Source organism: Streptomyces sp. CNS606 (assembly GCF_000426325.1).
Map to the genome: position 1 here is coordinate 245,832 of NZ_AUFD01000007.1, position 23,537 is coordinate 269,368.

A 23,537-nucleotide genomic window follows, 5' to 3' on the forward strand; every position below is an offset into this window, starting at 1 on the left:
CTGCTTCTCCGCTCGCGGGACGACGGGAAACTGGAGAGTAATCTCTCGATCGCCCCCGTGACACCCCTCACGGGACCGTCGTGGGCCGTCGCACCTTCTAGGCTCGTCCCATGATCCACCGGTTCTTCGACACCTTCCGGCTGTGGCTGGCCCCGCAGCGGCTGCGCGCGGAGGGCAGAACGCCCGACTACCGCTTCTCGCTGGCCAACGAGCGGACGTTCCTCGCCTGGATCCGTACGGCCCTGGCCCTCGTCGCGGGGGGCATGGCGGTGGACCAGTTCCTCACCGGCATGAGCTGGGGCGCGCGGACGGCGATCGCGCTGGCACTGCTGGCGGGCGGTGGCCTGTGCGCCCTGCGGGCGGTGAACCACTGGGTGCGCTGCGAGCGGGCGATGCGGCGCGGCGAGGACCTGCCGGCCTCCCGGTTCCCCGTGCTGCTGAGTCTGGCCACGGCGGTGGCCGCGCTGGTCGTGGTGGGCTCCGTGGTGCTGGGCCGGGTCACGTGAACGCTCCGGAGCCGCCCGGCGCGCAGCCCGAGCGGACCCGGCTGGCCTGGCGGCGCACCACCCTGGCCTTCGCGGTGGTGGCCGCGCTGGCCGTGCGCAGTGCGCTCTACGATCCGGCCCCGGCAGCGTACGGCGCAGCCGCACTGGGGGCGCTGGCGTGGCTGGGGTTCCTGGTGGTGGCGCACCGCCGGATCAGGGCGCTGGCGGGAGCCGCGGTCACGGGCACTCAGGGCGGACCGGTACGGGCGACGGTGCTCTGCGCCCTGGTGATGGCGCTGCTCGGGGTGGTACTGCTCTGGTAGCCGGGGCCGGGGCGACGGGGTTTCCGCGGCCTCCCTCTGGACGGCATACCGACCAGTCGGCATGATCGGTACCGGTTCCGCTGAGACGTCCGAGTGCGAGGAGGCCGCATGACCGAGGAGACCGGGGACGGCGGGGACGCCGCGGCGCACCCGCCGGGGCTGGACCTGGCGCGGCTGGGCGCCTACCTGGAACGGGAGCGGCCCGGACGGGTGGACGGCCCGCTGCACGCCGAGGTGATCGAGGGCGGCCGGTCCAACCTCACCTACCGGGTCGACGCGGGGACGTCCCGCTGGGTGCTGCGCCGGCCCCCGCTGGGGCACGTGCTCGCCACCGCGCACGACATGGCACGGGAGTACCGGGTGATCCGGGCGCTGCGGGACACTCCCGTGCCGGTGCCGGGGACGCTGCTGCTCTGCGAGGACCCCGACGTGCTGGGCGCGCCGTTCTACCTCATGGAGTACGTGCCGGGAACGCCCTACCGGTCCTCCGCCGAGCTGTCGGCGCTGGGCCCGGAGCGCACCCGCGCCCTGGTGCTGTCGCTGGTCGACACCCTCGTCGCGCTCCACGCCGTCGAGCCGGGGGAGGCGGGCCTGGAGTCGTTCGGGCGCCCGGAGGGCTTCCTGGAGCGACAGCTGCGCCGCTGGGGAAAGCAGTTGGAGGCCTCGCGCAACCGCGATCTGGAGGGCGTGGACGACCTGCACCGTGCGCTGGCCGAGGCGCTGCCCCGCTCCCCCGAACCGACGGTGGTGCACGGGGACTTCCGGCTGGACAACGTCCTTGCGGACGGCGAGGGCCGGATCACCGCGGTGCTGGACTGGGAGATGTCCACGCTCGGCGATCCGCTCACCGACCTCGGCCTGCTGGCGATGTACAGCAGCCATCCGGACGTGCCCGGCTCCCCCCTCACCTCGGTACGCGGCGCCCCCGGGCATCCGGAACCGGCCGAGTTGGTCGAGCGGTACGCCGCCGGGTCCGGCCGCGACGTGTCGGGGATCGGCTGGTACACCGCGTTCGCCTACTTCAAGCTCGCCGTGATCCTGGAGGGCATCCACTACCGCTGGAAGCTCGGGCAGACCGTGGGCCCCGGCTTCGACCGCATCGGGGATCTCGTGCCGCTCTTCATCGACCACGGCCTCGCCACCCTTCAGGAGGGCTGACCCGCATGGACTTCGCCTACGACGCGCGCACCGAGGAACTGCGCCGGCGGCTGCTGCACTTCATGGACGAGCACGTCCACCCGGCCGAGACGGTGGCCCGCGAGCAGCGCGCGGAACTGGAGTCGCCGTGGCAGACGCCGCCGGTGGTGGAGGAGCTGAAGGCGGCGGCGCGCCGCCAGGGGCTGTGGAACCTCTTCCTGCCGGACCGCACCTACGGCGCCGGGCTGACGAACCTCCAGTACGCACCGCTCGCCGAGATCACCGGTCGCAGCCCGCAGTTGGCCCCCGTCGCCCTCAACTGCTCCGCACCGGACACCGGGAACATGGAGCTGCTCGCCGAGTTCGGCGATCCCGAGCAGCGGCGGCGGTGGCTGGAGCCGCTGCTGACCGGCGAGCTCCGCTCCGCGTTCGCCATGACCGAGCCCGAGGTCGCCTCCTCGGACGCCACCAACATCGAGACGAGCATCCGGCGCGACGGCGACGCGTACGTCGTCACCGGGCGCAAGTGGTACATCTCCGGGGCGATGCACCCGGACTGCCGGATCTTCATCGTGATGGGCAAGACCGACCCGGACGCCGAGGACGTGCGCCGCCAGCAGTCCATGGTGCTGGTGCCGCGGGAGACTCCCGGGGTCGGGATACGGCGGGCGATGACCGTCTACGGGTACGAGGACCACTCTCACGGCGGGCATGCCGAGGTGGTCTTCGACGAGGCACGGGTGCCGGTGGAGAACCTGATCGGCGAGGAGGGCGGCGGGTTCGCCATCGCCCAGGCACGTCTGGGCCCGGGCCGCATCCACCACTGCATGCGGCTGATCGGCATGGCGGAGCGGGCGATCGAGCTGATGTGCCGGCGCGCGGCCGGCCGGGAGGCGTTCGGCAGGCCCCTGGCAGACCAGGGCCAGGTACGGGCGTGGATCGCCGACGCGCGGGTGCAGGTGGAGCAGCTGCGGCTGCTCGTCCTCAAGACGGCGTGGCTGATGGACACCGTCGGCAACCGGGGCGCGCACACCGAGATCCAGGCCATCAAGATCGCGACGCCGCGGGCGGTGACGGACATCCTGGACCGCGCGGTGCAGCTGCACGGCGCCGCCGGGGTGAGCCAGGACCTTCCGCTCGCCGAGCTGTGGGCGGCCGCGCGGACGCTGCGGCTGGCCGACGGGCCGGACGAGGTGCACCAGCGGTCGCTGGCCCGGCGGGAGCTGAAGAGGTTCGCCTGACGTCGCGGGGCGGACCGGCCCCGTCCCGTCGTGGACGTCAGGGCCGCAGAGCGCGCAGCAGCAGACCGGCCAGATGGTCGGCGACCTGCTGCGGGCTCAGCGGCCCCTCCGGGCGGTACCAGCTGCTGAGGTGGTGCACGGAGCCGAAGTGGTAGTCGACGACCAGGTCGGCGGGAGTGGCGTCGGTGAACACGCCGCCGCGCTGGCCCTCCTCGATCAGCGCGCGGAAGCGTTCGTGGTAGCGGCGCCGCTCGGCCCGCACCTGCTTCTGCTTCTCGTCGGAGAGCTGGTGCATGGAGCGGAAGAAGATCCGCGCGTCGTCGAGGTTGTCGATGGTGGTCACCACCACGTCGGCGGCGGCGTCCCGCAGCCGGCTCTCGACGGGGGCCTCACGGCCGGCGACGGCGTCCAGCCGTTCCTGCTGAAGCCGGAGCAGGCGGCCGTAGATCTCGTGCAGCAGGTCGTCCTTGGACCCGAAGTAGTGGTAGAGCGCGCCCTTGGTGACGCCGGCGGCCTCGACGATCTCCTGTACGGAGGTGCGGTCGTAGCCCTGGTCGGCGAAGAGCCGCGTGGCCGCCGCGAGCAGGCGCTGCGGTACGGGAAGCCGGGCCTCGTCCGTCACGTCTGCGTCCCCGCCTTCCCCCGGTGCTCTCCCCGGTCCTTCTCCCGGCCCCCGCTCTCGCCCTCGGGCCGGTCCAGCGTACGCTCCAGCTTCTGCTGGAGCCGGTTCATGCCTCCCAGCCAGCGACCGGGATCGGTGGCGCGCAGCGCGTACTGGCCCGCGGTCTCCGGGTGGGGCAGGACCAGGAAGCGGTCCTCGGCGACGGCCTCGAGGAGGGCGTCGGCGACGGCCTCCGGCTCGATGGCGTTGGGCGCCAGTACCAGGTCGCCCGCGCGGCCGGTGCCGCGCAGCATGTCGGTGCGCACCCCCTGCGGGCACACGGCGTGCACGTGGACCCCGCGGTGCCGGTAGGTGAGGTGGAGCCATTCGGCGAAGGCGTAGGCGGCGTGCTTGGAGACGCTGTACGGCGCGGAGCCGACCATGGTGAGGAGCCCGGCCGCGGAGACGGTGGCGACGAACCGGCCGTGGCCGCGGTCCAGCCAGCCGGGCAGCAGCTCCCGCGCGGCGCGCACGTGGGCCATGACGTTGACGTCCCACGCCGACGCCCACAGCTCCTCCGGGGCCTCCGGGCCTCCCTCGGGGGCGGCGCCGGCGTTGGCGCAGAAGACGTCGATCTCGCCGCCCAGCGCTTCCCGGGCCGGGGCGAGGGCTTCGGAGGCGTCGCCCGGCACGGCCACCCCGCCGATGTCGCGGGCGACTCCGGCCGCCCGTTCGGCGTCGAGGTCGTTCACCGCGACCAGCGCGCCCTCGGTGGCGAAGCGGCGCGCGAGCGCCTCCCCGATACCCCGCGCGCCTCCGGTCACCACGACGCGCTGCCGGGCCGCTCGGCCGGTCCGCGCACTCACCGTCTCCGCCATGTTCCCCTCCGTCTCCGGGGCTCTCACCGTGCTCACGGGCCGGCCCCGGTCGGCAGACTAACCGGTCGGTATGTCGACGGGAAGGGCGGGGAAGGTGAAGAGACGTGCGGGAACGGGCCGCCGGTGTACTGCGTTGACGGAATACGGGGCACCCGGTCCCGTGGGACGACGACAGGACTCCCGGGAAAGCGGATCCGATGCGGCCTCCGGTACGTCACATCACCGGAAGGCATCGGGTCCACTCAGCCGGAGGTGGGATGATTGGCCGGTTTCAGAGCACTCGCCGAGCAGGTTCGCGACCCCGACAGAGCCCCCTCGCAGCGGCGACAGGCCCTGCGCAGATGCCTTGAGCGCTTCGCCCCGTACGGCCACCGGGCCACGTGGCACCACCTGTGCAGCCGGGCGGGCATCTCCCCCGAGGACCGCGAGCCCGACCCGGAGCTGCTGGTCTCGGCGCTGGAGGAGCTGGAGGAGGCGCGGGACGTCTGGCTGGCCTACGAGGAGGAGGTCGCGGAACGCAGACGGCGGGAGAAGCACGACGGCATCCGCCAGCCCACGGCGCTGGACGACTGGCACGCGGCCACCTGGGGCGGACGGTCGCTGCTCCCCTGCAAGGACCCGACGGCCCCGCCCGACACTCCGCTGGCCGTCGTGCTGCGGCGGCTGATCCAGGCGATGGAGCGCGCGGCGGCCCCGCCGCCTTCCGTGGTGACCGGGAACGGCGACGACTCCCGGTGCACGCGGGACGGGGCCGCGCACGCCGGGGACAGCGCCCGCCTCGCGGGTACTCCTCGGTAACTCCCGTTGACAGCACGACCCGCGCGTCGCATGCTGAGCGAGCGCTTAGTGGCACTCCGGCCACCGGGCGTACCGAGCACGGCGTGCGGGAGGTTGCAGCGATGGCGGAGCCCCGGGTGTTCACCTCGGCAGAGGAACTGCGGGCGGCGGTCGGCGAGGAGCTGGGCGTCAGCGACTGGCTGGAGGTCGACCAGAAGCGCGTCGACCTCTTCGCGGACGCCACCGGCGACCACCAGTGGATCCACGTGGACCCGGAGCGCGCGGCGGACGGACCGTTCGGCGGCACCATCGCGCACGGCTATCTCACCCTCTCCCTGCTGCCCGCGTTCGTGCCTCAGGTGATCCGGGTCGACGGCGTGCGCATGGGCATCAACTACGGCGTGAACAAGGTGCGGTTCCCCGCTCCGGTACCGGTGGGCTCCCGGCTGCGCGCGCGGGCCGAACTCACCGACGTCTCCGACGTCGACGGCGGCGTCCAGCTCACCACGAAGGTGACGATCGAGCGGGACGGCGGCGCCAAGCCGGTCTGCGTCGCGGAATCGGTGAGCCGCTTCTTCTGGTGAGCCTCTCTCCTCCGGCCTCCTCCGGCCTCCTCCGCCGCACGTCACCGGCGGGGGTCACGGACCGGAGCGCGCATGCCGGGCGGGCGGGGTTCTGTCCGCCGGGTCAGTCCGCGACCGGAACCGGGGCGCCGACCATGCGCAGGACCAGCCCGGCGTAGAGGGCACCGATCTCCTCCGGCGTTCGGGGGCCGCCGGGCCGGTACCAGCGGGCGACGTCGATGCACAGCGAGAGAACGGCGACGGCCGTCCCGCGCACGTCGGTGACGGTGAACTCGCCGGCCGCGACGCCGTCCTCCAGCAGCCCGCGCAGCACCTCCTCGGTGCGCCGGCGCATCGCCACGATCTCGGCGTAGTGGCCGTCCTCCAGTGCGGACAGCTCGTACTGCACCACGCGGGCGGTGGTGTGGTGCTCGGCGTGCCAGCGGACGAACGTGCGGACCGCGAAGTCGAGCCGGTCCGCGACTCCGCCCTCCACACCGGCGGCGTCCTGGAGGATCGCCACCGACCGCTCGTGACCCACCCGGCTGATCTGGTAGAGCAGCTCTTCCTTGGTGCGGTAGTGGATGTAGAGCGCGGCGGGGCTCATGCCGGCGCGGCCCGCGATGTCCCGGGTGGTCGTGGCGTGGAAGCCGCGTTCCGCGAACGCGTCGACCGCTCCCAGCAGCAACCGCCGCGCGGCGTCCGGGGTGACGCCGCCGAAGGACTCGTCCGCCGTCTCTGCCATGCTCCCTCGCCCCGCTTCTCCGGCGCCCCTGCGGCCGGGCGAACACCATACACGGATCACTGAGCATGCGCTTAGCGCTGCGCCGGGCTCCGGGGGACGGCCGGGGCCGCGCAACGGGAGCCCCTGCGGGCGGCACGAGGCCCTTCCCGGCCGCTCTGCGCCCGCCGCGCCCTGGCGCTGTGGCCGGGAAGGTTCGCCGGCTCGCGACGCCTGGCACGGCACCTCTCCCCCGTGGCCCTTCGGGCACGGGGGGGGTGCCCCACCGTTGTCGCCTCGCGCGAGTACGGACGAGCACGAGCTGCGGTCCTCCGCCTTGCGATGCGTCCCCACGGTCCTGGCGGACCTGGGCAGACCCCCCTGCACCAGACGCCGCGAGCTACCCGGCAAACCCTCCCGGCCACAGCACTAGCATGGCCGCATGGCCCGCCCGCGCAAGCCGCTTCTGAGCCGCGACCGGATCGTCGGATGCGCCCTGGCGCTCGTCGACGCGGAGGGCCTGGACGCTGTCTCGACCCGGCGGCTCGCCGCGGAACTGGGCGTCAGCGGGCCGTCGCTGTACCACCACTTCGCCACCAAGGACGCGATCCTGGACGCGGCCGCCGACGCCGTCTGCGCACGGGTGGACCTGTCGATGCTCGAGGACGGCACACCGTGGCGCGAGGCGCTGCTGGGCTGGGCGCGCTCCTACCGGGCGGCGCTCACCGCGCACCCGAACATCGTGCCCCACCTCGCCAAGGGTCCTGGACGGCGGCCGAGCCAGCTCCGGATGGCCGACGCCGTGTTCGGGGCGATGACGGACGCCGGCTGGTCACGTGCGCACGCGACGCACATCGGGGCACTCATGCGCTACTTCGTGGCCGGTTCGGCACTGGGCTCCTTCGCCCGCGGCTTCGTCGACGACGCGGCGCTGTACGCCCGCGACTACCCGCGCCTGGACCAGGCGCACCTACTCTCCGAGCAGCGGCAGCGCGTGGACGAGGGCGCCTTCGAGACCGGACTGCGCGCGCTGGTGGACGGTCTGGGTGTGCGGTTCCCCGGCCAGGAGCGCGAGCCGGGCTGAAGCCGCGCGACCGTGCCCACCTCCGCCCGCACACGGTGGTGGTGCCTCACGCGGACGGCTGGTCGAAGACCACCAGGGAACGGCCGCCGCGGCCCGCGCTCATCTCCTCGAAGGCGGCCGGGATGTCCTCCAGGCCGATCCGGCGGGTGACCAGGGTGTTCAGGTCGAGTCCTCCGGCGCGCACGTGCTCGGCCAGCACCGGCAGGTCGCGGGCCGGTTCGCAGTCGCCGTAGACGCAGCCGGAGAGCGTGCGGGCGAAGTGAAAGACCTCCAGCGCGGACAGCGAGAAGGTGTCGTCCTTGCGTCCGATGCCGACCACGGTGACCCGGCCGCCGCGCCGGGTGCAGTCCCAGGCCGTACGGATGGCCGCGGCGCGGCCCGCGCACTCCACGGCCACGTCGGCACCTCCCCCGGTGAGCCGGCGGATGTCCTTGGCGGTGGTGTCCGACGCCGCGACGAAGTCGGTGGCCCCTGCCGCCCTGGCCAGCTCCTCCTTCTCCGCGGTCACGTCGACGGCCACGATCCGCCCGGCTCCCGCGATGCGCGCGGCCTGGAGGGTGGCCAGGCCGACGCCGCCGATGCCGAGGACGGCGACCGACTCGCCCTCACGCACCCGCGCGTTGTGGTGGACGGCGCCGTAGCCGGTGAGGGCCGCGCAGCCCAGCAGTGCGGCATCGGCGAGCGGGACGCCGCCGGGCAGCGGCAGCACGGCCCCGGCCGGTACGACGGTCTCCTCGGCGAAGGCGGCGACGCTCAGGCCGGGGTAGAGGTCGTCGCCGGCGGCGGTGCGGGCGTGGGGCACGGTGGTGGCGGCCTGCGCGTTGCTGCACAGCCACGGTTCGCCGAGCCGGGCGCAGAAGTCGCAGGTGCCGCAGGAGGGCGCCCAGTTGAGGACGACCCGGTCGCCGGGGGCCGTGCCGGTGACGCCGGGGCCCACGGCGACGACCGTACCGGCGCCCTCGTGACCGAGGACGGCGGGGACGGGCTGGCGCAGGGTGCCGTTCGAGAGGGAGAGGTCGGAGTGGCAGACCCCGGCCGCCGCCAGACGGATGCGGACCTGCCCCTCCCCCGGTTCGGGCAGCACGATGCCGGTGATCTCGAGCGGTGCTCCGACGGCCGGCAGTACGGCGGCGCGGACCTGGTCGCGAACCATGGCGGGTGGCACTCCTGTCAGAACTGGAGGGACTTGGTCTGGAGGTACTCGGTAAGGCCGTGCACGCCGAGTTCACGCCCGACACCGGACCGCTTCCAGCCGCCGAAGGGCGCGAGGGGGTTGAAGCGGCCGCCGTTGATGTCGACCTGGCCGGTCTCCATGCGGCGGGCGAAGGCCACCGCCTCCTCCTCGTCATCGGACCACACGGCGCCCGCGAGCCCGTAGTCGGTGTCGTTGGCGATGCGCAGGGCGTCGTCGGTGCCGTCGTAGGCCAGGATGCTCAGCACCGGGCCGAAGATCTCCTCCCGCGCGACGGTCATCCGCGGGGTGACGTCGGCGAGGACGGTGGGACGCACATACCAGCCCCTGGCCCTTTCCTCGGGTGCCGCGGTGCCGCCCGCCACCAGCCGGGCGCCCTCCTCCTGGCCGCGCGCGATGTACCCGGTGACCCGGTCGCGCTGGACGGCGCTGACGACCGGGCCGAGGCGCGTGTCCTCCTGGGCCGGGTCGCCGGGGACGTACCGGGCGACGGCGGCGGCCGCCAGGCGCACGGCCTCCTCGTACCGTTCGGCGTCGACCAGCATGCGGGTCCACGCGCTGCACGTCTGGCCGGAGTTGGCCATCACGTTGGCGACGCCGGCCTTGACCGCCCGGGCGAGATCGGCGCCGGGGAGGACCACGCAGGCGGACTTTCCGCCGAGTTCGAGGGCGACGCGCTTGACGGCACCCCCGGCGAGCGCGCCGACGCGGCCGCCGACCACCGAGGAGCCGGTGAAGGAGACCATGTCGACGCCGTCGTGCTCGACGAGTGCCTGACCGGCGACCGGTCCGTGTCCGGTGACCACGTTGACGACGCCGGCCGGCAGCCCGGCCTCGTGCACGGCCTCGGCGAAGAGCCGCGCGACGAGCGGGGTGTTCTCGGCCGGCTTGAGCACCACGGTGCAGCCCGCGGCGAGCGCGGGCGCGACCTTGGCGACGATCTGGTGCAGGGGGTAGTTCCAGGGCGTGACGGCGGCGACCACGCCGACCGGCTCGTGCAGGACGCGTGAGGTGCCGACACGTTCCTCGAAGGGATGCTCGGCCGCCAGCTTCGCGTAGAGGCCCGCGACGGCGACCGGCAGTCCCGCGTGCACGGCACGGGAGAAGGTCAGGGGCGCGCCGAGTTCGGCGGTGACGGTCCGCGCGATCTCCTCGCCGCGTGCCTCCAGCCGGTCGCGGAGGGCGGCCAGACGTACCGCGCGCGCGGCGGGCGGGGTGGCGCGCCATCCCGCCAGGGCCGCCCGGGCGGCGGCGACCGCGGCGTCCACGTCGCGGGCGTCGCCGGCCGGGACCGTGCCGAGGACCGTCTCGTCGGCGGGGTTGACGACCTCGATCGTCCCGGTGCCCGCGGCCGGACGCCACGCGCCGTCGATGTACATGCCGTCGTGTTGCCGCATCCGCCCAAACTAGCAGTGCTAGTTTCCAGTGTCAGCCCTCCTCGCCCGCGCCCTGGATCACGGCGCCCGTCGGTGGTACTCCTGAGCGGACACCGAACACCGGGATGCGAACCGGTCACCCTCCGGTCGTTGACGCGACCCTCTTCGATTCCTATGGTCGTCCATAGGAATCCGATGCGGTGGGAGCAGGTCGATGAGCAGCAGCGAGCAGGCACGCAAGACGGCGGAGGGGCTGGCGTACCTTTCCGGGTTCGGCAACGAGCACAGCAGCGAGGCCGTACCGGGTGCCCTGCCGGTGGGCCGCAACTCGCCGCAGCGCGCCCCGCAGGGCCTGTACGCGGAGCAGCTGAGCGGTTCGGCGTTCACCGAGCCCCGGACGGCGAACCGCCGGTCGTGGCTGTACCGCATCCGGCCCTCGGCGGCCCACCCGCGGTTCACCCGCATCGACAACGGCGGCCTGCGCGGCGCCCCGTTCACCGAGACCGTCCCCGACCCGAACCGGCTGCGCTGGGACCCGCGACCGGAGCCGGCCGCCGGTACCGACTTCCTCGACGGGCTGTGGACGCTGGGCGGGAACGGCGACGCCACCCAGCGCACCGGCATGGCCGTCCACCTGTACGCCGCCGACACCGCGATGACCGACCGCGTGTTCAGCGACGCGGACGGCGAGCTGCTGATCGTGCCCGAGGACGGCGGCCTGCTGCTGCACACCGAGTTCGGGCTGCTGCGGGCCGAGCCCGGCGAGGTGGCCCTGATCCCGCGCGGCGTCCGCTTCCGCGTGGACCTGCTGGACGAGACGGCGCGCGGCTACGTCTGCGAGAACTACGGGGCGCCGTTCACCCTGCCGGATCTCGGACCGATCGGCGCCAACGGCCTCGCCAACGCGCGGGACTTCCTCGCCCCGGTCGCGGCGTACGAGGACCTCGAGCGCCCGGTGCGCGCGGTGAACAAGTTCTGCGGCAACCTGTGGGCGGCCACGCTGGACCACTCGCCCCTGGACGTCGTCGCCTGGCACGGCAACCACGTCCCGTACGTCTACGACCTGCGGCGCTTCAACGTGCTGGGCAGCATCAGCTACGACCACCCGGACCCGTCGATCTTCACGGTGCTCACCTCGCCGTCGGACACGCCGGGCCTGGCCGGGGTGGACTTCGTGGTCTTCGCGCCGCGCTGGCTGGTCGGCGAGGACACCTTCCGCCCGCCGTACTTCCACCGCAACGTGATGAGCGAGTACATGGGCCTGATCGAGGGCGCCTACGACGCGAAGGCGGAGGGCTTCGTGCCCGGCGGCGGCTCGCTGCACAACATGATGTCGGCACACGGCCCGGACCGGGACACCTTCGAGAAGGCCAGCGCCGCCGAGCTGACGCCGCAGAAGGTCGACGACGGCCTGGCGTTCATGTTCGAGACCCGCTGGCCGGTGACGCTCACCGCGCAGGCGGAGGCCGCGGAACACGTTCAGGACGACTACGACGACGTGTGGCAGGGTCTGGAGCGTCACTTCCGTCCGTGAGCGGGGCCGCCCCGCCCCTGCCGCCTCCTCGCCGAAGGGAGCCGACCCGGTGTCCGTCTTCGCGCCCGACTCCCTGGTGCTCAACCGCAAGCTGCCGCTGTGGTACCAGGTGTCGCAGTCGCTCCGGGCCTCGATACTGGGCCGGGCACCGGACGCGCCGCTGCGCCTGCCCACCGAGGAAGGGCTGGCGGAGCACTACGGCGTGAGCGTGCTGACCATGCGGCAGGCGCTGAAGGAGCTGGAGGGCGAGGGCCTGATCAGCCGGCACCGGCGGCGCGGCACGTTCATCGAACCCGGCGCGCGGCGGGAGCGGACCGTACGGCTGCTGGGCTCCGTCGACGCCATCGTGGCGCAGCAGTCGGGCGAGGAGACGATGCTGCTCGGCCACGGCCCGCAGCCGGTGCCGGCCGAGTACGCCGGGCACTTCCCCGGGCTGAAGGAGGCGACCGGCTTCCGGCGGCTGCGCCGCGACCGGGAGAGCGGCGAGCCGGTGAACTGGGCGGAGAACCTGGTCCGTCCGGACGTCGCCGCACGGATCGATCCGGGCCTGCTGGAGCGCGGCTGGCCGATGACGAAGGTGCTGCGGGACGCGGCGGGCGTGCGGATCAGCCGGATCACCGACACGCTGGAGGCCCGGCTGGCCGACCCGGAGACCTCACGGCTCCTGGAGGTCCCGCTGCTCAGCCCGATCCTGCACTACACCGGGGTCACCCTCGACGACCGGGGCCGGGCGGTGGACGTCGTACGCATCCACTACCGCGGCGACCGCTTCTCCTTCTCGGTGACCGTCGAGGCCGCCCCGGAGTGAGGCGGCCCCACGGCATGCGGCGAACCGGCGTCAGCCGCGCCCGCCGAACAGCGAGCGCTTGAGCCTGCTCAGCGGCGCGAGGAGGGAGACGCGCGCCCCGCGGTTGCGCCGGCTGCGGCCGGCGTCACGCGTGGTGATCTCCCGCATCAGCGTGGTCGCCTCCTCGGTCTGCCGGTACGACACGGCAGGCCCGGCGAGCACGGCGAGGTGACGGTCGAGACGCGAACTCGTCGCGCCGGTACCGCACGTGATCGCCGGCACGCGCGCCCTGTGACGCACTGTTATCTGATCCATGACACTCCCCACCCGTACGAGGGCACCCGGCCCGGGCAGGTTAACCCTACCGCCCGGCACAGACACTGAGGTATTCCGGCCACCTGAATCTCCTTCCCCGCAAAGGGGTTGGCGAACACCGCCGGTCACTCGTCCGAGGTGCCGCGGGGTGCCCGCCGCACGCAGCCGGGCGGGAAAAGCCGGTGCGCGGACCGCTCGTGTCGCGGATCATGAGGGCCATGAGTGCCGACCGCCGACCCGCCGACGGAGCGGGCCCGCCGCCCGTGCCCGTCGCCGGAGTGCTGCCGATCCGGCTGAACGTGGACGACAACGACTCCCCCTCCGACATCATCGACGCGCTCTTCCTCGGCCGCTTCACCACCGGCGAGCAGCCGTACTCCCGCAGCCGTTCCGTGGACCGGGTGAAGAAGGGCAGCACCCTGCTGCCCCACGGCGCCACCGTGCTGCGCGAGGCGCGGGACGACAACCGCAGCAGCCTGCTCGCCGAGGGCGACGGCTGGACGGCGCTGGTGTCCCGCTGGAGTCAGGGCGCGGACGTCACCGTGACAGCGGTGAGCGACGACCTGGCCGCCGAGCGGCTGCGGGAGGCCGTCGACGGCGCGGAGGACGAGCCGGAGCCGCAGCCGGACACGGTCCCCATGGGCTTCTGGTACCACTCGCCGCGGCGCGGCCCGTACCGCACCACGCGCACCATCGGCGCGGGCAGCTGGGAGGAGGTCCGGGGCAACTACACCGCGACCGTCGCAGACGCCATGGGCGACCTGATGAAGACGACCCCCGACGACGTCTCGGGACGGCTGCTGCTCCTGCACGGACCGCCGGGCACCGGCAAGACGTCCGCGCTGCGGACGCTGGCGCGCTCCTGGCGGGACTGGTGCCAGGTCGACTGCGTGCTGGACCCGGAGCGGCTGTTCAACGACATCGGCTACCTGATGGACATCGCCATCGGCGCCGACGACGGCGAGTCGGGCGAGGGCCGCTGGCGGCTGCTGCTCCTCGAGGACTGCGACGAGCTCATCCGCGGCGAGGCCAAGCACGCCGCCGGGCAGGCCCTGTCCCGGCTGCTGAACCTCACCGACGGGCTGCTCGGGCAGGGCCGCAACGTGCTGGTGGGCGTGACGACGAACGAGGACCTGGAGCGCCTGCACCCGGCGGTGGTGCGGCCCGGGCGCTGCCTCGCGCGCATCGAGGTGGGGCCGCTGAGCCGCACCGAGGCGGTGGCCTGGCTGGGCACGGAGGAGGGCGTGGGCCGGGACGGCGCGACGCTCGCCGAGTTGTTCGCCCTCCGCCGCGGCACCGCCCCGGCCACGGTCACCCCGCGCCCCCGCGCGGACTCGGGCCTCTACCTGTAGGCACCGCCGCGGCGGTTGTCGGTGCCGGCTGTCACCCTGCGGGAAGAGGTGGAGGAGGGAGCGCGATGGACGTGGCCGAGCTCGTCGCCCGGATCGAGCGGGGCGAACGCGTGAAGTATCTGCATTTCTGGGGTCACCGCCCGCGGCCGGACGGTGGCGTGGGCGCGGGCTGCCTCAGCCAGTGGTGGCCCTCGCCGTTCCTGGTGGACGGGGCCCGGTACGCGACCGCGGAGCACTGGATGATGGCGGGCAAGGCGCGGCTGTTCGGCGACTCGGAGGCGGAACGGGTGGCGCTCGCCGCGGCCCACCCCCGCGAGGCCAAGGCCGCCGGGCGGGCGGTGCGCGGCTTCGAGGAGGAGACGTGGCGGCGGCACCGGTTCGGTCTCGTGGTGGAGGGCAGCGCGCACAAGTTCGCCCAGCACGACGACCTGCGGGCCTGGCTGCTCGGCACCGGCGACCGCGTGCTGGTCGAGGCGAGCCCGCGGGACCGCGTATGGGGCATCGGCATGTCCGCCTCGCACGAGGCGGCCGAGGACCCGGGGCGCTGGCGCGGGCTGAATCTCCTCGGGTTCGCACTGATGGAGGCCCGTCGCCGGCTGGCGGCCGCCGGGGAGCCGGCCGCCGGGGTCAGCGGTCGGTGAAGGCTGCGCGGAGGGCGTCCTCCGCGGCGGCACGTGCCGTGGCGCGGTCGGCGCCCAGCCGGCGTGCCCGGCGGGCGAACGTCTGGGCGGCGTCGGCCAGTTCGCGGTCGGCGGCGTCTCCCGCTGCGGCGACGAAGGTGCCGTTGCGACCGCGGGTCTCGATCACTCCGTCGGTTTCCAGGGCGCGGTAGGCCTTCGCGACGGTGTTGGCGGCCAGCCCGAGTTCCCCGGCCAGTCCCCGCACCGTCGGCAGCCGGTACCCGACGGGCAGCGCTCCGGCCCTCGCCTGTTCCGCGATCTGCGCGCGCAACTGCTCGTACGGTGCCTCGGCCGCGTCCGCGTCGACGGCGATCTTCAGGGTCACGTGGTCTCCGGCTCTCGCTGGTGTCTGCTCTCCCGATTCTGCCGCACCCCGCCACCCCCGTGCGCCGCGGAAATCCGGGTGCGCGGGGGCGGGTCGGCGACTAGCGTCCGGGCGCATGCCGATCATCGTGCGCGCGTTCCGTCCGGAGGACGCCGAAGAGGTGGCCGCGGTGCACAGGGCCGCCGTACCGCACCAGGTGTGCTCCCCGGAGGCGGTCGTCTGGGACGCGTTCCGCTCCCCCGCGGCCATGCGGCGGCGCCGGCTCGTCGCCGCCGACGAAGACGGCCGGGTGACGGGCTGCGCCGACACCGGGATCGACATCGAGAGCGCCGCGCCCGGACACGGCTTCCTGCTCGCCGAGGTGCGGCCCGACGCGCGGGGCCGGGGTGCCGGCCAGGTGCTGGTGGCCGCCGCGGAGACCCGTCTGGCGTCGCTCGGTGTGACCACCGTGCACAGCTGGGTGGCGGACGACGGGTGCTCCCCCGGTTTCGCCGAACGCCGCGGCTACTTCTGCGGCGGCCCGGTGCGGTGTCTCGCTCTGGACCTGGCGGACGCCGTACTGCCGGAACCGCCCGCTCCGCTGCCGCCGGGCACGGAGCTGCGCACCGCCGCCGACTTCACCGGCGACCTGCGCCCGCTGTACGAGGCGGACGTGGAGTGCGTCGCCGACGAGCCGGGCGACGTGGTCGTCGCCCCCGTGCCCTTCGAGGACTGGCTGCTGCTGAACTGGGCGCGTCCCGACTTCGACGCGGACCTGACGATGGTGGCGCTGGTCGACGGCGCGGTGGCCGCCTACAGCGTGGCCCAGGTGGACGGCCGCGACCGCTACTGGTCGGGGATGACCGGCACCCGCCGGGCGTTCCGGGGCCGGGGGCTGGCGCGGCTGGCCAAGACCGCGTCGCTGCGGCGCGCCCGGGCCGCCGGCTACCGGCACGCGTTCACCGGGAACGACGCGGACAACCGCCCGATGCTCGCCGTCAACGCCCGTCTGGGGTACCGCCCGGCCGCCCTGCAGTGGCGCTGCGTCAAGCGGCTGCCGGCACGCTGACCGGGCGCTCCGCGCGCGGGCGGCCGGACGGCCGACACCGTCCGGCCGCCCGCGTCGCGCCGGGGCCCGCCGCTCCTTTCCCGGGTCAGTCCCGCCGGGCCGGCTCCGCGTCGTCCGCGTCCGGTGCGGAGGCGCCGTCCGCCGCGACGGCGCGTCGCCGCGGCAGCAGGCGGCGGAGCCACGGCCAGGCCAGCAGGAGCGCGATCACGGTGTAGACGGTGACCGAGAACGGCGTTCCCACCAGGCCGAGGACGCTGCCGTCACTGATCTGGAGTGCCCGGCGCAACTGCTGTTCGGCGGCCGGGCCGAGGATGACGCCGATGACGGCGGGGAGCACCGGCAGTCCGTAACGCCGCATCACCAGCCCGATGAGCCCGATGACCAGCAGCACCACCAGGTCGACGGACTGGCCGCCCACCGCGTAGGCGCCGACGGCGGCGAAGAACAGGATGCCCGCGTACAGGTACTGCCGGGGGATGCGGAGCAGCTTCGCCCACACCGGTGCCAGCGGCAGGTTGAGGACGAGCAGCAGCACCATGCCGACGAAGAGGGAAGCGATGAGGCCCCACACCAGGTCGGGTTCGCGTTCGAAGAGCAGCGGCCCGGGCTGGATGCCGTAGCTCTGGAACGCCGCCAGCAGGACGGCCGCGACCGCCGTGGTGGGCAGGCCGAGGGTGAGCAGCGAGACCAGCGTGCCCGCGGCGGACGCCGAGGCGGTGGACTCGGGCCCGGCGACGCCCTCGATGGCGCCCTTGCCGAACTGCGCCCTGTGCTTGGAGAGCCGCTTCTCGGTGACGTAGGAGAGGAAGGTGGGGATCTCCGCCCCGCCGGCCGGGATGGCGCCGAACGGGAAGCCGATGAAGGGGCCGCGCAGCCACGGCTTCCAGGTGCGCCGCAGTTCGTCCCGGCCGAGCCACGGGCGGCCGACGGGGATGGACTCGCCGGAGGTGCGGCGCAGATGGGCGGCGACCCACAGCGCCTCGCCGATGGCGAAGAGGCCGACGGCGACGATGACCACGTCGATGCCGTCCGCGAGCAGCAGGCTGTCGAAGGTGAGCCGCTGCTGCCCGGTCATCTGGTCGAGGCCGACCAGGCCGATGGTGAGGCCGATCAGCAGTGACGCGAAACCGCGCACCCGGGAGCGGCCGAGCACGGAGGTGACCGCGATGAAGGCGAGCACCATGAGGGCGAAGTAGTCGGGCGCACCGATGTCCACGGCCCAGGCGGCGACGGTCGGGGCGAGGGCGACCAGGGCGATCGTGCCGAGCATGCCGCCGGCGAAGTGGCCGATGGCCGCGGCCGCGAGGGCCTGAGCGCCGCGCCCGGCGCGGGCCATGGGGTTGCCGTCGATGGCGGCGACCACCGCCGCGCTCTCCCCGGGCGTGTTCAGCAGGATGGAGGTGGTGGACCCGCCGAACATGCCGCCGTAGTAGATGCCGGCGAACATGATGAACGCCGCCGTGGGGTCGAGCCCGTAGGTGACCGGGAGCAGCAGTGCGCACGCCATGGCGGGCCCGATGCCGGGCAGCACGCCGATCGCGGTGCCCAGCAGCACGCCGATCGCCGCGAACAGCAGGTTGAGCGGGGTGAGGGCGGTACCGAAACCGTCGAGGAGGGAATTCAGGGAGTCCATCTCCTACAGCACCTCCATCAGCGGTCCGCCGGGCAGGGGAACGCCCAGCAGGGTGTCGAAGACCAGGAAGGTCACCACCGACAGCACGGCGGCGATCAGCGGGTCGCGGGTGGTGTTGCGGCTGCCCAGCGCGTAGGCGGAGCCCCAGAAGAGGAGCGCGCCGGCGGCGGGGAAGCCGAGCGGGACGAAGAGGAGCGCGCAGGCGAGGAAGACGCCGGCGAGCAGGGCGACTGTGCGCCAGTCGGCGGGTGCGCCGAGGTCGACGTCCTCGCCGCTCTCCGCCTCGCCGCGGCCGCCGCGCAGGACGTCGACGGCGAGGACGACGGCGACGACGAGCAGCGCGCAGCCGACGACGATCGGCACGGTCCTGGGCCCGACGGGTCCGCGCTGGACGAAGCTGCCCTCCATGGTGAGGGCGTCGGTGAGGACCAGGACGCCGACCGCCAGCAGGAGGGCGCAGACGCCGAGTTCGGAGTGTCCGCGGAGTCTGCTCAGTGGCCCCCTCCTCCCGGGGGCGGCGGATGCGGGGGTGGTTCGGGTCTCGTCCGGGGTGCCGGCGCCGGTGCCGGTTTCGGTGTTCACAGGCCGAGCTCCTTCAAGACCGAGTCGACGCGGTTCTCCTGCGAGGTGAGGAAGCGTCCGAACTTCTTCCCGGTGAGGAACGCGTCGTCCCAGCCGTTGCGGCGCATGGAGGCGCGCCATTCCTCGGTGCCGTGCAGGGCGGAGAAGAAGGCGATGAGACGTTCACGTTCGGCGTCGCTGAGGCCGGGCGGCGCGACGATGCCGCGCCAGTTGGTGAATTCGACGTCGACGCCCGCCTCCTTCAGCGTGGGCGCGTCGAAACCGTCGACCCGCTCGGGGCCGGTGACGGCCAGGAGCCGCAGTTCGCCGGACTCGATCTGGTCGCGGTACTCGCCGACGCCGGAGACGCCGAAGGCGACCTTCCCGCCGAGGACGGAGGCGAGAAGTTCACCGCCCCCGTCGAAGGGCACGTAGTTGACCGACGTGGGTGCGATGCCGGACGCGCGGGCCATGAGCATCGGGGCCAGGTGGTCGGGGCCGCCGGGCGAGGAGCCGCCGCCGACGGGCAGTGAGCCCGGGTCGCGCTTCCAGTCGGCCATCAGCTGTTCGATGGTCCGGTACTTCGAGTCCTTGGAGACCACGACGATGTTGGGCTCCTCGATGAGCCGCGCGATCGGGGTGGCGTCGCTGAGGGTGGAGGGCGCGCGGTTGGTCTCGACGGCTCCGACGACGCCGAGGCCCATCAGCATGGTCAGCTTGCCGTTGCCCTGTTCGTTGACCGTGCGGGTGAGGCCGACGGTGCCGCCCGCGCCGGGCAGGTTGAACACCTCGGTGCCGTGGGTGAGGCCGGCGTCCTCGGCGTTCTTGGCCGCCGTGCGGGCGGTGATGTCGTAGCCGCCGCCAGGGGTGTTGGGCACCATGATGCGCAGGCCGGGGATGTTGGTGCCCGTCCGGTCGCCGCTGCCCGAGGTGAGCAGCGGCGGTCCGGCGAACACGAGCAGCGCCGCCCCGAGCAGCGCGAGGGTGGTGCGAAGGCGCACGCGTGACACCGCCTTCCGTGGGATCGGGGGTGGGTGTGAGGCGGCCCACATGCTTCCCACGGGAGGGCGGTGCTGTCTCGCTTGTGGTCTTAAGAAGAGTTGTGGTCGTTGTGGTCACGGCCGGGACGGGCCTCTTCGGGCCTTTTGCCCGGTACGCGCCCTGCCGCGGGCGCGCACTCACCGGTCAGAATCCGCCACCGAAGTCGCCGAACCCGCCGCCCCCGAAGTCGCCGCCGCCGAAGCCGCCGAAGTCCCCGCCGGAGAAGTCGGAGCCGGAGACGTCGCCTCCCTCGAAGCCGCCGTCGCCGTACCCGCCGTACGGGCCGGTCATCATCGACCCGAGCATGGTGCCCATCAGCAGGCCGGGCAGGACGCCGCCGCCGAAGTAGCCGTACGCCCACGGCCCGTACGCCGGTCCGGCCTCCCAGTAGGGGCGGCGTCCGTCGGCGGTGTCGACCTCGCGGCTCATCGGTTCCTCGCCGCCGGCGAGCCGGGTGGCGTCCGCGGCGCAGACCGGCACGGTGCGTTCGCTGCCTCCGGGCGGCGCCCAGTCGACGTCCTGGACGGACGGCCCGTGCCGCGGGTCGAAGAAACAGGGCGGCCGGCGCTCGGGCAGCGGTTTGCCGGTCCGCCGCGCGTCGAGCACGGCCAGCGAGTAACGGCCGTCCTCGAGCGCCTCGGTGACGCCGCGCACGTCGCCGGGGCGCCGCGCGGCTGCCATCTTGTCCTTGGCGCGGTCGTAGGCGTCCAGGGCGTGCGTGTAGTCGGCGCGCTCGGCCTCGTCCGCACCGGGCTCGGAGGGGGAGAAGTCGAGCCGGTCGAGTTCCTCGCCGAACGCGGTGATGTCTTCGTCGACCACCGGCCGCAGCGTCTCCAGCCGCTCCCGCTCCGCCTGCGCGCGGCGCTTGCGGCCGCGGCTGCCGACCAGGGCGACGCCGCCCAGCACGATCCCGAAGAGGGCGGCCAGGACGGCGAGACCGGCCAGGAACGATCCTGCGGAGGTGCCCTCGGAGCCCACGCCGTCCCAGGAGGCGGGCGCGGTGCCGTTCGCCTGCGGCACGGCCTGGTCCACGAAGTCGTCGACCATGGCGGCGACGCTCCCCTCGTTGCCGCGTTCGACGGCGCCTTCGAGGTTGGTGACGGCGTTGTTCGACATCACCGGGGAGTCGGCGGCCGCGGCGAACCGGTCACCGAGTGCGACGACGTACACACCGGTGACGCCGACCTCGGTGCGCAGGTCCTGCATGAGCGTCTGCGGGTCGAACTCCGGCGCGTCAGGCAGGACGGCGACGAAGACGGGCTTGTCCGCGTCGCGGATCGTGTTGGCGAGGGCGTCCGCACCGCCGTCGGGCAGGGTGCCCGAGGCGCGCGGGTCCACGTACACCGGCCCCTCCCTGAGGGCCGCGGCGGCGCTGTCGAGCCCGGTCGCGGCACGGGCTGCGGAGGCCGACCCGACCACCAGCAGCACGACCGCGGCGAGCACCGCCAGCACCAGCGCGAGCGGGTGCCTGCCCGCGCGGGACTTCGCTGCGGTGTTCATATTTACGACATTAACTCCGAAACCGGCCGATCGGGCGATTTCTTTACCCGGTCGACCGGCTTCGGTCCTTTCCGGCGCGCCTCAGGAGAAGCAGTTCGCCGGGGTGGCGTGCGCGGGGTCGAGGGCGTTGACCGTCTCGTGGAAGGTCACGCGGTCGACGAGCGCGACGGTGAGGTGCTCCGAGATGTCCACCGGGCAGCGGTCCTGCACCAGGATGTTCCGCACGTTCGGCCCCTCCAGGAACTGGGTCCGGTACGGCGTGACGACCTGGTCGTAGCGGGTGGCGATCACGGTGTACTCCACGCCGGGAACGGTGTCGCCCCCGTCGTTGAGGCGCTGCAGGAAGTCCGACCCGGCCACCTGCTGGGTCAGCGCGGGCGCGCTGCCGTCGATGGCGTCCTCCAGACCGGGGAAGAGATCGAGCAGCTTGGTGAGGCCGAGCAGGGTCGTCCCGTGGTTGCTGGGCGCGATGCCGACGAAGGTGTGGACGTCGTCGGCGCCGCCGAGGAACTTGAGGTAGTAGCGGGGCATCATGCCGCCCTGCGAGTGGCCGACGATGTCCACCTCGTCGGTACCGGTCGCGGCGAGCACCCGGTCGACGTACGCGGACAGTTCACCGGCGGAGTCCTCGATCGGACCCAGGCCGTGGAAGAAGGGCACGCCGTCGAGCCGGCCGTAGTCGAGCGAGAACACGCAGTAGCCGCGGTTCACCAGGTAGGGCGCCAGGCCGAGCCAGTTGTCGACGGAGTTGCCACCCGTGCCGTGCACCAGGACCACGGCGCGGGGATGGGCGGCGGAGGGCTTGCAGGAGAAGTCGTTCCAGCCGCTGCTCGCCGCGGCGGCGGACCGCGGCGCGGACTGTTCGGCGGCGGCTGCGGCGGTGGCCGGCAGCAGGACCAGGGCGAGCACCCCGGCCAGGGCTGCTACGGGTCTGAGGGCACGTTTCCAGAACAGCTTCATGCGGTCTGTCTCCTTGCGGCTCGGGGGGTACGGCGGTGGGGTGGCCGGACCAGGGGGTCTCCCCCCTGAGCGCAAGGTACGGATCAGTAACAAGTGTGGCCAGCATCACAACGGTGAAGGTTCCGTGCCCACTTCGGCGGCTTCGGGCCGGCAGCCGCCGAAGGGAGCCCGCCCCGCCGCGCACCGGAGCCCGTCCGGCAGGGGCTCCGGGCCCGTCCACCGGGCGTGCGGCACGGGCGACGGATGATGCAGGCCGCCCCCGAGAGCCGTCCCTCCGCGGATCCGCCTGACGCTCCGGCCACACGACCCGCCCTCCCGCCGCCGCGGTGGCGGCGGCACGCCTCCGTCGCCCGCGCCCGGCGGGGATCGGCGACCGCTTCGGCCACCGGGACGGGCAGACACCTTCGCCGTCGGCCGCCGCAGGGCTACGCCGCGTCGAGGCCGCCGGCGGGATGTGCGGCGCCGGGGCCGAAGCGGAGGCGCGCCCGGTCGGCTGCCGCCTCGGCGCGGCGTGCCTTCTCCTCCCCGGGGTCGAAGGAGAGCTGGTGGGTCGCGAGTTCGGCGGCCGTCAGCTCCTCCGCACGCAGCGCGACCACCCGCACCCGGGCGCGCTGGAGGCCGAGCCCGTCGTGGAGGGCGTACGCGAGCGCGGTCAGCGCGGGAGTGTGCGCCGTGGGCTCGGGCAGCCTGCGCGTGCGCGTGAGCGTGGACCGGTCCGCGCACCGGACGGTGAGGGTGAGGGCGCGGGCGACCTGCCTCTCCGTCCGCATCCGGAAGCCGAGCTGGTCGGCGAGGGTCAGCAGGGCCCGGCGGCGTACGTCTGCGTCCAGCTCGTCCCGCCCGAAGCGGTGTTCGCGGCTCATCGCGCGCGCCGGGGCGCTCGGCACGACCGTCGTGGGGTCGACGCCGCACGCCAGTTCCCGCACCCGGCGGCCGGCGGCGGCTCCCAGGATGCGCTGAAGCGTGCCGGGGCGTGCGGCGGCGACCCGGCCGACGCTGTCCAGGCCGTACGCGGCGAGCGCCCGCGCCGTCGCGGGCCCCACGCCGTGCAGCGCGGCGACGGGCTTGCGGTCCAGGAACGCGGCCGTGCCGCGCGGGTCGGCCGGCACGCACCGTACGGCACCCGGCGGTCCGTCGTGCGCGGCCATCCTGGCGAGCAGCGGGTTGGCGGCGACGCCGACGGTGCAGTCGGCGTCGTACAGCGCCAGCGCCCGCAGCCGCAGCATGGCCGCGAGGCCGGCGGCGTCCCGGCGGAAGTAGCGCAGCGCGCCGCGCACGTCGGCGAGGGCCGCGTCGGGGGGCAGCGCCTGAACCACGGGGGTGAGGTCGGCGAGCAGTTCGAGCAGTTCGGGGTAGTGGTCGCGGGCGGCCTCGCCGAAGTGCACGTAGAGGACACGGGGCGTCGGTCCCGGCTCGGTGGATC

25 protein-coding genes are annotated in these 23,537 nt (G+C 73.8%); 12 read left to right on the forward strand and 13 right to left on the reverse strand.

Features of this window, described 5'->3' with window-relative positions; genetic code table 11:
* The first annotated feature begins 110 nt into the window (after positions 1-110).
* From K304_RS0104625 to K304_RS0104640, 4 genes are all read left to right on the forward strand, one after another.
* Positions 111-506, forward strand: a complete 396-nt coding sequence (locus K304_RS0104625) for a DUF202 domain-containing protein (RefSeq protein WP_037789227.1) — start codon at positions 111-113, stop codon at positions 504-506.
* Positions 503-808, forward strand: coding sequence for a DUF202 domain-containing protein (locus K304_RS0104630; protein WP_027762792.1), 306 nt, complete (start codon positions 503-505; stop codon positions 806-808). The genes K304_RS0104625 and K304_RS0104630 overlap by 4 nt, the downstream gene beginning before the upstream one ends.
* Before the next feature lie 108 nt (positions 809-916).
* Positions 917-1,966: a phosphotransferase family protein gene (locus K304_RS0104635; RefSeq protein ID WP_051307865.1), complete on the forward strand. Its 1,050-nt coding sequence runs from the start codon at positions 917-919 to the stop codon at positions 1,964-1,966.
* Positions 1,967-1,971: 5 nt separating this feature from the next.
* On the forward strand, positions 1,972-3,186 hold the full coding sequence (locus K304_RS0104640) for an acyl-CoA dehydrogenase family protein (protein WP_027762794.1): 1,215 nt from the start codon (positions 1,972-1,974) through the stop codon (positions 3,184-3,186).
* Positions 3,187-3,223: 37 nt separating this feature from the next.
* Here K304_RS0104640 and K304_RS0104645 read toward each other — a convergent pair whose 3' ends face one another.
* Entirely contained in the window at positions 3,224-3,808 is a 585-nt protein-coding gene (locus K304_RS0104645) for a TetR-type transcription factor C-terminal domain-containing protein (protein ID WP_027762795.1), read from the reverse strand.
* Entirely contained in the window at positions 3,805-4,665 is an 861-nt protein-coding gene (locus K304_RS27275) for an SDR family oxidoreductase (RefSeq protein WP_051307867.1), read from the reverse strand. Before K304_RS27275 ends, K304_RS0104645 begins: the two co-directional genes overlap by 4 nt.
* Positions 4,666-4,926: 261 nt before the next feature.
* Here K304_RS27275 and K304_RS27280 point away from each other — a divergent pair, with 261 nt between their 5' ends.
* A complete protein-coding gene (locus K304_RS27280; RefSeq protein WP_486591572.1) occupies positions 4,927-5,463 on the forward strand; it encodes a hypothetical protein in 537 nt (178 codons plus the stop codon).
* Positions 5,464-5,564: 101 nt separating this feature from the next.
* Complete coding sequence (locus K304_RS0104660; RefSeq protein WP_027762796.1) at positions 5,565-6,026, forward strand: MaoC family dehydratase; 462 nt, start codon at positions 5,565-5,567, stop codon at positions 6,024-6,026.
* A 103-nt stretch (positions 6,027-6,129) separates the two neighbouring features.
* Here the strand turns inward: K304_RS0104660 and K304_RS0104665 are convergent, their stop codons facing one another.
* Positions 6,130-6,750 carry a TetR-type transcription factor C-terminal domain-containing protein gene (locus K304_RS0104665; protein WP_027762797.1) on the reverse strand — a complete coding sequence of 207 codons (621 nt, stop codon included), beginning with the start codon at positions 6,748-6,750 and terminating at the stop codon, positions 6,130-6,132.
* A 418-nt stretch (positions 6,751-7,168) separates the two neighbouring features.
* On the opposite strand from K304_RS0104665, the gene K304_RS0104670 reads away from it, so the two are divergent.
* The gene (locus K304_RS0104670; protein WP_027762798.1) at positions 7,169-7,810 is read left to right on the forward strand and encodes a TetR/AcrR family transcriptional regulator C-terminal domain-containing protein; all 642 of its coding nucleotides are present in this window, start codon (positions 7,169-7,171) and stop codon (positions 7,808-7,810) included.
* Between the two features lie 46 nt (positions 7,811-7,856).
* Here K304_RS0104670 and K304_RS0104675 read toward each other — a convergent pair whose 3' ends face one another.
* Together K304_RS0104675 and K304_RS0104680 are read right to left on the reverse strand one after the other, a co-directional pair.
* On the reverse strand, positions 7,857-8,963 hold the full coding sequence (locus K304_RS0104675) for a Zn-dependent alcohol dehydrogenase (RefSeq protein ID WP_027762799.1): 1,107 nt from the start codon (positions 8,961-8,963) through the stop codon (positions 7,857-7,859).
* Positions 8,964-8,980: 17 nt separating this feature from the next.
* Positions 8,981-10,399 carry an aldehyde dehydrogenase family protein gene (locus tag K304_RS0104680; RefSeq protein ID WP_027762800.1) on the reverse strand — a complete coding sequence of 473 codons (1,419 nt, stop codon included), beginning with the start codon at positions 10,397-10,399 and terminating at the stop codon, positions 8,981-8,983.
* 193 nt (positions 10,400-10,592) lie between these two features.
* Here K304_RS0104680 and hmgA point away from each other — a divergent pair, with 193 nt between their 5' ends.
* Together hmgA and K304_RS0104690 are read left to right on the forward strand one after the other, a co-directional pair.
* A complete protein-coding gene (hmgA, locus tag K304_RS0104685; RefSeq protein WP_027762801.1) occupies positions 10,593-11,912 on the forward strand; it encodes a homogentisate 1,2-dioxygenase in 1,320 nt (439 codons plus the stop codon).
* A 49-nt stretch (positions 11,913-11,961) separates the two neighbouring features.
* Positions 11,962-12,720 (forward strand): GntR family transcriptional regulator, encoded by a 759-nt coding sequence (locus K304_RS0104690; protein WP_027762802.1) that lies wholly within the window; start codon positions 11,962-11,964, stop codon positions 12,718-12,720.
* Positions 12,721-12,750: 30 nt separating this feature from the next.
* Here the strand turns inward: K304_RS0104690 and K304_RS0104695 are convergent, their stop codons facing one another.
* Positions 12,751-13,014, reverse strand: a complete 264-nt coding sequence (locus tag K304_RS0104695; RefSeq protein ID WP_078528512.1) for a hypothetical protein — start codon at positions 13,012-13,014, stop codon at positions 12,751-12,753.
* A 218-nt stretch (positions 13,015-13,232) separates the two neighbouring features.
* On the opposite strand from K304_RS0104695, the gene K304_RS0104700 reads away from it, so the two are divergent.
* Both K304_RS0104700 and ybiA read left to right on the forward strand, forming a co-directional pair.
* Positions 13,233-14,366, forward strand: coding sequence for a DUF5925 domain-containing protein (locus tag K304_RS0104700; protein ID WP_078528551.1), 1,134 nt, complete (start codon positions 13,233-13,235; stop codon positions 14,364-14,366).
* A 65-nt stretch (positions 14,367-14,431) separates the two neighbouring features.
* On the forward strand, positions 14,432-15,007 hold the full coding sequence (gene ybiA / locus K304_RS0104705; protein ID WP_027762805.1) for a riboflavin biosynthesis intermediates N-glycosidase: 576 nt from the start codon (positions 14,432-14,434) through the stop codon (positions 15,005-15,007).
* On the opposite strand, the gene K304_RS0104710 is transcribed toward ybiA, so the two are convergent.
* On the reverse strand, positions 14,994-15,371 hold the full coding sequence (locus K304_RS0104710) for a GntR family transcriptional regulator (RefSeq protein WP_027762806.1): 378 nt from the start codon (positions 15,369-15,371) through the stop codon (positions 14,994-14,996). The two genes, ybiA and K304_RS0104710, sit on opposite strands and share 14 nt — an antisense overlap.
* Positions 15,372-15,486: 115 nt before the next feature.
* Here K304_RS0104710 and K304_RS0104715 point away from each other — a divergent pair, with 115 nt between their 5' ends.
* Positions 15,487-16,419, forward strand: a complete 933-nt coding sequence (locus K304_RS0104715; protein WP_027762807.1) for a GNAT family N-acetyltransferase — start codon at positions 15,487-15,489, stop codon at positions 16,417-16,419.
* A gap of 85 nt (positions 16,420-16,504) precedes the next feature.
* Here K304_RS0104715 and K304_RS0104720 read toward each other — a convergent pair whose 3' ends face one another.
* From K304_RS0104720 to K304_RS0104745, 6 genes are all read right to left on the reverse strand, one after another.
* Entirely contained in the window at positions 16,505-18,052 is a 1,548-nt protein-coding gene (locus K304_RS0104720) for a tripartite tricarboxylate transporter permease (protein ID WP_027762808.1), read from the reverse strand.
* 3 nt (positions 18,053-18,055) lie between these two features.
* Positions 18,056-18,634 carry a tripartite tricarboxylate transporter TctB family protein gene (locus tag K304_RS31585; RefSeq protein ID WP_027762809.1) on the reverse strand — a complete coding sequence of 193 codons (579 nt, stop codon included), beginning with the start codon at positions 18,632-18,634 and terminating at the stop codon, positions 18,056-18,058.
* Positions 18,631-19,614 (reverse strand): tripartite tricarboxylate transporter substrate binding protein, encoded by a 984-nt coding sequence (locus K304_RS0104730; RefSeq protein ID WP_027762810.1) that lies wholly within the window; start codon positions 19,612-19,614, stop codon positions 18,631-18,633. The genes K304_RS31585 and K304_RS0104730 overlap by 4 nt, the downstream gene beginning before the upstream one ends.
* Positions 19,615-19,798: 184 nt before the next feature.
* The gene (locus K304_RS0104735; protein WP_051307868.1) at positions 19,799-21,154 is read right to left on the reverse strand and encodes a hypothetical protein; all 1,356 of its coding nucleotides are present in this window, start codon (positions 21,152-21,154) and stop codon (positions 19,799-19,801) included.
* Positions 21,155-21,235: 81 nt separating this feature from the next.
* Entirely contained in the window at positions 21,236-22,114 is an 879-nt protein-coding gene (locus tag K304_RS0104740; protein WP_027762812.1) for an alpha/beta fold hydrolase, read from the reverse strand.
* Positions 22,115-22,539: 425 nt separating this feature from the next.
* Positions 22,540-23,499: a DinB/UmuC family translesion DNA polymerase gene (locus K304_RS0104745; protein WP_027762813.1), complete on the reverse strand. Its 960-nt coding sequence runs from the start codon at positions 23,497-23,499 to the stop codon at positions 22,540-22,542.
* Positions 23,500-23,537 lie beyond the last annotated feature (38 nt).

Coding starts and splice junctions, on each gene's coding strand:
- K304_RS0104675 (WP_027762799.1), bottom strand. CDS start 8,963: ATGGTTCGCGACCAGGTCCGCGCCGCCGTACTGCCGGCCGTCGGAGCA.
- K304_RS0104740 (WP_027762812.1), bottom strand. CDS start 22,114: ATGAAGCTGTTCTGGAAACGTGCCCTCAGACCCGTAGCAGCCCTGGCC.
- K304_RS0104660 (WP_027762796.1), top strand. CDS start 5,565: ATGGCGGAGCCCCGGGTGTTCACCTCGGCAGAGGAACTGCGGGCGGCG.
- K304_RS0104680 (WP_027762800.1), bottom strand. CDS start 10,399: ATGCGGCAACACGACGGCATGTACATCGACGGCGCGTGGCGTCCGGCC.
- ybiA (WP_027762805.1), top strand. CDS start 14,432: ATGGACGTGGCCGAGCTCGTCGCCCGGATCGAGCGGGGCGAACGCGTG.
- K304_RS0104635 (WP_051307865.1), top strand. CDS start 917: ATGACCGAGGAGACCGGGGACGGCGGGGACGCCGCGGCGCACCCGCCG.
- K304_RS0104695 (WP_078528512.1), bottom strand. CDS start 13,014: ATGGATCAGATAACAGTGCGTCACAGGGCGCGCGTGCCGGCGATCACG.
- K304_RS0104715 (WP_027762807.1), top strand. CDS start 15,487: ATGCCGATCATCGTGCGCGCGTTCCGTCCGGAGGACGCCGAAGAGGTG.
- K304_RS0104720 (WP_027762808.1), bottom strand. CDS start 18,052: ATGGACTCCCTGAATTCCCTCCTCGACGGTTTCGGTACCGCCCTCACC.
- K304_RS0104735 (WP_051307868.1), bottom strand. CDS start 21,154: ATGAACACCGCAGCGAAGTCCCGCGCGGGCAGGCACCCGCTCGCGCTG.
- K304_RS27275 (WP_051307867.1), bottom strand. CDS start 4,665: ATGGCGGAGACGGTGAGTGCGCGGACCGGCCGAGCGGCCCGGCAGCGC.
- hmgA (WP_027762801.1), top strand. CDS start 10,593: ATGAGCAGCAGCGAGCAGGCACGCAAGACGGCGGAGGGGCTGGCGTAC.
- K304_RS0104665 (WP_027762797.1), bottom strand. CDS start 6,750: ATGGCAGAGACGGCGGACGAGTCCTTCGGCGGCGTCACCCCGGACGCC.
- K304_RS0104700 (WP_078528551.1), top strand. CDS start 13,233: ATGAGTGCCGACCGCCGACCCGCCGACGGAGCGGGCCCGCCGCCCGTG.
- K304_RS0104625 (WP_037789227.1), top strand. CDS start 111: ATGATCCACCGGTTCTTCGACACCTTCCGGCTGTGGCTGGCCCCGCAG.
- K304_RS0104640 (WP_027762794.1), top strand. CDS start 1,972: ATGGACTTCGCCTACGACGCGCGCACCGAGGAACTGCGCCGGCGGCTG.
- K304_RS0104670 (WP_027762798.1), top strand. CDS start 7,169: ATGGCCCGCCCGCGCAAGCCGCTTCTGAGCCGCGACCGGATCGTCGGA.